The following is a 7,155-nucleotide window of genomic DNA, read 5'->3' as shown; positions in this document are numbered from 1 at the left end:
TGCTCCATCAATAGAATAACCATTATTAAATTCAATATAATTTTCATTGACATTATAAATTTTAATGTCAATTATCGTTTGATTTTTTATGTTTTCTTCCATCTCTGCAATTTTCGCTAACGTGATTTCGTATATGACCGAGTCTTAATTAGTTATATACGAAGTTGATAGGCAATATGCCTTCGGCACGTACTTTTCCGCTTCAAAAAAGAAGCTGTACAAAGCCCTATATTCCCTATCAACGCAAATGCCTACGTCATTAGTTTTAACCTTGTTATACGGCATACTGCCTACAACTACGATTAAAACGAATGTCTAAAGGCTAACGTGCCTTTTGAGCAAGCTCAACGCCACTCGCCTTAACCTTTTGCGTTAGCGAAGTTCGTTTTTTATATTGGTAAAATCAATAAGTAAAAACACTTGTTTTATCAATTACAAAGCAAATCATTTTACTTTATAAACAATTTTATCGTTACACTCGGTCGTTTCTTTTTTTCTAAAATAGCTAATGTTCCGTTCGTCGCCTTCACTTTTTATTGAGTAACTATTTTTGCAGTAAATATTTATGTAACGTGTTTTCTCTAAATATTTGTTGTTGTCTTTCTTCTTATATTTATAAAAATAAACATTCAATTTCTTTCCCCAAATACCTTCAAAAACAGGTGTGTCTCCATAAAATTCGGTAAAAGTTCCGTCTTCATAAAACTCAATAAAAATTCTAGAATCATTATGATTATTACTAAACCATTTGTCTTTTCTTGTAAAAGTAGTTCCTGTCCATTGATCTATTACAGAAGTTAATGCTTCTGTCTTATACATTTGCCAATGACCAACAATTTCATTTTCTACAACAAAATCATCGTTTTTTGTACAAGAGGATAAGTTAAATAAGAATACTAAAAGTAGGCTACGTAGAAAGTGTTTTTTCATTGTTTTTTTTAGAATTATAAATATAGCAAATTATTTTTTAGCTTTTTCAACCAATTCTAATTGCTCAACTTTGGCTTTTGTAGTAAATATACCATAATTGATAAACACGTTTTTCTTCTCAATTTTATCAATAGTTCCAACTGCGTTCCCGTCTAATAAACGCACACGGTCGTTTACTTTAAAAAGATAATCTGCTTTTGCTTTTGCGATTTTTGTTGCTTCAATTTTCTTTTCTTTACGTACTTCAACTACTTTTTTTAGTACTTCTTTTTCTACTTTTTTAATAGTTTCTTGTTTTTTCTCAGCAACAACTTTAGCCGTTTTCTTTTCTGATTTGGTCTTAGGTTTCGCTGGGTTTTTCTTTAAGTATTTAGTTTTTTCAGCTGCAATCCATTTTTGCAACTCGGCGTTAAACTTCTTTTTATTGTTAGTCTGTAAATAATGATTTAAGAGTTCATTTACTTTTCTACCAATAGTTAGCATTTTCTGATTGCTATCATACAACTCTTGAAAGTCAGCTAGTTTATCTTGCACTTTTTGTTCTTTTTCTTGCAAACTATCAACATGTTCTTTTCCTTTTGAAACTTGTTTTTCTAGGTTGTCAGAATTTTTTTGCAAGCGATTGCGCTCTTTTTGTAGTTTAGAAATGGTTTTATCTAATCGGATTTTCTCTGTCTCAACTCGTTTTTTTGCTTGGTTGATTAAACTAAACGGAATGCCATTTTTCTGCGCAACTTCAAAAGTAAAAGAGCTTCCTGCTTGTCCAACATACAATTTATACAAAGGTTCTAAAGTACGTTCGTTAAACTGCATATTTGCGTTGGTTACATTCTCTAATTCGTTTGCCAACACTTTTAAATTAGAATAATGTGTGGTAATAACTCCAAATGCTTTTTTATTGTAAAATTCTTCTAAAAAAATTTCTGCCAAAGCACCACCTAATTCAGGATCAGAACCCGTTCCAAATTCATCAATTAGAAACAAGGTGTTTTTATTACATTTTCGTAAAAAATTACGCATGTTTTTTAAACGATAACTATAGGTGCTTAATTGATTTTCTATGGATTGGTTGTCACCAATATCTGTAAGAATTGTATTAAAAATATAAGTTTCGCTACGTTCATCAACCGGAATTAACAAACCACTTTGCAACATTACTTGTAATAAACCAATGGTTTTTAAGGTAATACTTTTTCCTCCAGCATTTGGGCCAGAAATTACAATTATTTGTTGATTCTCATTTAAAATGATGGATTGTGGAACCGTTTCAATCTTTTTTTCTTGATTCTTTTTCCAAAGAATTGGATGATATGCTTTTTTAAAATCTATCTTCTTTTCAGAAGTTATTTTTGGTAAAATTGCATCTAAACTTTTACCATATTTTGCTTTTGCAGCAATAACGTCTAAATGCGTTAAATAGTGTAAATACAAATGTAATAACGGAACAAAAGGTTTAATTTCTGCTGCTAACTTTTTTAATATTCTGGTAACTTCTTGCTGTTCTTCGTAGGTTAAATTTTGTAATTCTCGATCGTAATTTAGTGTTGCTTGCGGAGCGATATAAACAATATTTCCAGATTTTGAAGATCCTAAAAAGTTTCCTTTTACTTTACGTCTATGCATTGCTAATACAGCCAAAACTCTGTGATTGTCAACAACCGATTCTCTAATGTCATCTAAAAATCCAGCAGCAGCATATTTGCTTAAATCTCTTGTAAAACTTTCGCCAATTTTACCACGAATTTTAGCAATCTCTTTTCTAATTTCTTTTAATTGTGGCGATGCAGTATTGGCAACTTCTCCGTAAGAAGTTATAATCTTATTAATGGCATTTATAATTGCTGGCGTATATTCAATTTCTTGACTAATACTTTGTATGGTAGTGAAATAAGTTTCAAATTTTGTAAAGAATTTTAGTAATTCATTTACCGTTTCAGAAACGGTGGCAATTTTTAAAAACGCACTTGCTTCTAAAAAACTATTTTCAATATTTAACGTAAATATTTCTTTAGAAATATCTTCAAAACCATGATTCGGAATTTTATTCTCACTAATAAATGATGATAAATATTCGTTTACCAAATATAATTCTTGCTGCAATAATTCCGCATCTTCAATAGGTTTGATGCCTAGAACTTCGGATTTTCCTAATTCAGAAATACAATATTCCGCTACATGTTGTAAAACTGTAGGAAACTCTAAATCTTGCAATGTTTTTTCTGAAATATTCTTAGCCAAACTAGTATCTTTGATTTTCGCTGTCATTCCTACAAAAGTAGAAGAATCTTACAATACAGATCTCTCAACTCCGCTAGAGATGACATTTAATTAAATGAACAAACAACGAAAGCAAAAATAAGAAAGTATGCATCTAAATATATCGGATTCTTGGAAAAATATTTTACAAACAGAATTTGGGAAACCGTATTTTATTAACCTAATTGATTTTGTGAAATCAGAATATCAAAATTCTACTTGTTATCCTGAAAAAAAGGACATTTTTGCTGCTTTTAAAGCGTGTTCTTTTAATGCTATAAAAGTGGTGATAATCGGTCAAGATCCATATCACGATGTCGGTCAAGCAAATGGTTTGTGTTTTTCTGTTCATGATGGAATTAAACATCCGCCATCATTACAAAATATTTTTAAAGAATTAGCAACTGATTTACAAATTCCAATTCCAGTTTCAGGAGATTTATCTCGTTGGGCAGCACAAGGCGTTTTGTTATTAAATGCAACATTAACTGTTAGGGCACACGAAGCAGGAAGTCATCAAAAACAAGGTTGGGAAACATTTACAAATGCTGTAATTTCAAAAATATCGGAAGAAAAAGAAAATGTCGTTTTTTTACTTTGGGGCGGATTTGCACAAAAAAAAGGTAAAAAAATTGATAAGAAAAAGCATTATGTGTTAACATCTGGACATCCATCGCCATTAAGTGCTAATCGAGGTTATTGGTTTGGTAACAAGCATTTTACTAAAACAAATAAAATTTTAGAAAATTTAGGAACTTCAAAAATTGATTGGTAATTTTAATATTTACATACCTTTTGTGTGAAGTTTCAGAAATATTTTCAACTTATTAACATATGTTAATAGTTTTGAGCTTAAAGTAATGTATTTTGAGTAGTTAGATATTCCCTAAAATGTCTAATGAATTACCCTCAATTTAATTTATTTAAAAAAGACTTATCATAAAAGGTGAGTCTTTTTTTTTGTTTGCTATAAAAGATAAAAACATTTTAGAAATAAAAAAAATCCGCTATAAAAGCGGATTTATTGAATTTGAATAAGACAGTCAACTACTTAACCGTTGCTTCTGCAACAATGGTTGTTTGTTGAAAGTTTTGTTGAGTTTGTTTCGTTGATGTGTTTTCAGCTAAACCACAGCTTGCTGATGTACTTCTACAAGAAGTGATACTCAGAATTCCTAATGTACAAATTGCAATAAATACTACTTTTTTCATTTCGAACTAATTTTGAACTAAAATTTAAAAGTTTAAATGTACATATTTTTAATGAACTTTGAAGCATCAATCTTCGAGTCTATAACGTTAAAGGCAATCATTTTATTTTGTATATCTTCAATTAATTCTTCAGAAATTGGTTTTTCACTTTCCCATTCTGTAATTGACAACCATTTTTGAACATCTTCTAACTTTTGTTGATATCGTATAGAAAGTATTGAATCGATATTTTCTATGGTTTTAAAAGTTGCTGTTTTAGAATTGATACAATCTAAAATTACTTTAATTTCTTCTGGATAATTCTCTAGAATTTCATCTCTAACTGCAATTACAAAACACGGCCATGGAGTAGGGCAATTTCCAATCCTTCTAAAAGTATTTTCATCAACTAAAGGTTTTGTGGTAAAATGTTCCCACATAAAATAATCTGCTTCACCATTTGTAAGTGTTTCAATTCCGCCTTCTAAATCGCCAACAACTTTAAATTGTAATTTGTTAATATCCCAACCATTATTATAAGCGTTTACAATTGCCATTAAATGCGAACCAGAACCAAATCTACTGATAGCAATTGTAGCATTTTCTAAATCAGAAATGTGCTGAAAAGTAGAATTGTTTGCAACATGAATTCCCCAAACTAACGGACTTTTAACAAAGGTTTGTACAATTTTAGACGGATTTCCTTCTCCAATATCTTTGATAATTCCTTCTGTTAAAATTATGGCAATATCAATATCAGAATTCCGAAGAGCAGCATTCATTTGTCCAGTGCCACCAGGAAAATCTTTCCAACGTAAATTGATGTTGTGTTTCGTGTATTCTTTATTTTTTAGCGTTAAATACCAAGGATAATTAAAATGTTCTGGAACACCGCCAATTGTTAGGTTTATCATTTATTCTACCAATTTTTCCAACGTATACAAAATCAAATCATCAACAACTTTTCCGTAATCTTTACTAAAAGTTCCGTTAGCTCTGTTTGCAATAATTGCATTCATAGAACATGCATTGTGTCCTAATAATTTTGACAAACCATAAATTGCTGATGTTTCCATTTCTAAATTGGTAACTCTAATACCGTTGTAGTTAAAACAATCAATTTTAGAATTTAAATCTGGATCTTGAATTGCCAAACGTAAAACCCTTCCTTGAGGTCCGTAAAAACCAACAGCCGTTGCAGTAAAACCGATTTTAATAATATCACTAACTAGTTTTTTTTCTAATTCAGCACTGTTATTTACAACATAAGGTCTTGCTTTTCTTGGCGACCAATTTGTATGTAAAATAAAAGCATCTTCAATTTCTTTTTCTAGAATATTTTCACAATCGTAAGAGTGTATCATTCCATCGAAACCTAAACCGTATTTTGCAAGCACAAAACTATCAACAGGAATATCAGATTGCAAAGAACCAGAAGTACCAATTCTTACAATATTTAGTTTTGTGTGATTTGGTTTTATGGTTCTTGTTTTTAAATCAATATTCACCAAAGCGTCTAATTCATTAATAACAATATCAATATTATCTGGTCCAATTCCGGTTGAAATAACCGTCAAACGTTTTCCTTTATAAAAACCAGTTGACGTTTTAAACTCTCGTTTTTGTGTTGTAAATTCTACAGAATCAAAATGGTTTGTAATTTTATCTACGCGATCTTGATCACCTACAAAAATAATATCTGTAGCAATGTTTTCTGGAAGTAAGTTTAAATGATAAACGCTTCCATTTGGGTTTAAAATCAGTTCTGATTCTTGTATCATAAAGAGGTAATTTTCAATAACTTTTGTGTTGAGTTATCGTATAAGAAATTGTATTTTTTTGCGCCACCTAAAAACGAAAAATCATCTCGCATATTGGCATAAGTATTTAATACTTGTTGTTGGACTTTTACACCTGTTTTGTTCAGTTTTACAGGAGAAAAAGAAGAAAAATAATCTTTTAAATCTGTTATTTGTTTTTTGTATTGAAGATCACCAAAACCATATTGATTTTCTTGTTTTAAAACAGCATTAATTAATTCTTCTTGCGAATTTAATTTAGAACTTACAGCAATATCTAGAATACTATTTTCAACTTTATTTAGCCCGTTTCCAATTGAAGGAAAACGTTGTAAATGCGCTAATAAACTATCCATTAAATAAGTAAAAGTTGTGTTTTGTTGATATTGATACAAGTTTTGTAATTTTATTGGATTGTTAGAACAATACAATTGCCAAACATAATCTGCATATGCAATATCGTCTATAGTTAATTCTATTTTGTTTTTATAATGTTCTTTAAGTTGATTTTCTGATAATTCTGATAAACCGTGTAACTTGCTACTTCCTTTAATTTTGCCGCTACAAACCAATGATATTTTTCTGCCTTTTCTATATCGTTTTAACCAACTGATAACGGCAATCATGTTTATTTGACAAAACAAATCGTACTCAAACCACAAAACAATTTCTTCTTGCGATTTTTGATTACATAAGTTTCTATATTCTTTTAGCGTTAAATCTATAAATTGCTTTTTGGTAACTTTATAAGATTGTTTTAAAAACTCGAATCTAGCTTTCCAAAAATGTTCGCTACCAACATGTACATTCGTTTTACCTTCACACAACATTTCTCTCCATGTAATAAAATCACCTTTAAAGTTTAACTTTTTTAAATAATCGGTTGTACTATCACCATTTGTGATGTGTAAAATTGAAGTTTTCATAATTAAAAAACGAAGCTAAGTTTTATTTATTTTTTAGTTGCTATACTTTAACG

Annotated in this window: 7 protein-coding genes; 1 reads left to right on the top strand and 6 read right to left on the bottom strand. The window is 29.8% G+C overall.

Going from position 1 to position 7,155, the window contains the following annotated elements:
* Positions 1-444: 444 nt before the first annotated feature.
* Positions 445-930 (bottom strand): hypothetical protein, encoded by a 486-nt coding sequence (locus ABDX67_RS12370; protein WP_347175347.1) that lies wholly within the window; start codon positions 928-930, stop codon positions 445-447.
* A gap of 30 nt (positions 931-960) precedes the next feature.
* Positions 961-3,195 carry an endonuclease MutS2 gene (locus tag ABDX67_RS12365; protein WP_347175346.1) on the bottom strand — a complete coding sequence of 745 codons (2,235 nt, stop codon included), beginning with the start codon at positions 3,193-3,195 and terminating at the stop codon, positions 961-963.
* 100 nt (positions 3,196-3,295) lie between these two features.
* On the opposite strand from ABDX67_RS12365, the gene ABDX67_RS12360 reads away from it, so the two are divergent.
* A complete protein-coding gene (locus ABDX67_RS12360; protein WP_347175345.1) occupies positions 3,296-3,961 on the top strand; it encodes a uracil-DNA glycosylase in 666 nt (221 codons plus the stop codon).
* A 272-nt stretch (positions 3,962-4,233) separates the two neighbouring features.
* Here the strand turns inward: ABDX67_RS12360 and ABDX67_RS12355 are convergent, their stop codons facing one another.
* The 4 genes from ABDX67_RS12355 to ABDX67_RS12340 are packed head-to-tail and all read right to left on the bottom strand — an operon-like array spanning position 4,234 to position 7,102.
* Complete coding sequence (locus ABDX67_RS12355; protein WP_347175344.1) at positions 4,234-4,398, bottom strand: hypothetical protein; 165 nt, start codon at positions 4,396-4,398, stop codon at positions 4,234-4,236.
* Positions 4,399-4,430: 32 nt separating this feature from the next.
* Positions 4,431-5,291 (bottom strand): substrate-binding domain-containing protein, encoded by an 861-nt coding sequence (locus ABDX67_RS12350; protein WP_347175343.1) that lies wholly within the window; start codon positions 5,289-5,291, stop codon positions 4,431-4,433.
* Positions 5,292-6,158, bottom strand: coding sequence for a nucleoside phosphorylase (locus ABDX67_RS12345; RefSeq protein ID WP_347175342.1), 867 nt, complete (start codon positions 6,156-6,158; stop codon positions 5,292-5,294). It lies immediately after the preceding gene.
* Positions 6,155-7,102: a DUF1835 domain-containing protein gene (locus tag ABDX67_RS12340; RefSeq protein WP_347175341.1), complete on the bottom strand. Its 948-nt coding sequence runs from the start codon at positions 7,100-7,102 to the stop codon at positions 6,155-6,157. The genes ABDX67_RS12345 and ABDX67_RS12340 overlap by 4 nt, the downstream gene beginning before the upstream one ends.
* Between the last annotated feature and the right edge of the window lie 53 nt (positions 7,103-7,155).

The sequence above is a fragment of the Polaribacter uvawellassae genome (genome assembly GCF_039748955.1).
In the GTDB taxonomy this organism is placed as follows: Bacteria; Bacteroidota; Bacteroidia; order Flavobacteriales; family Flavobacteriaceae; genus Polaribacter; species Polaribacter uvawellassae.
Note: the sequence above shows the minus strand (reverse complement) of the source record. Positions and strands in the feature narration are given on the sequence as shown.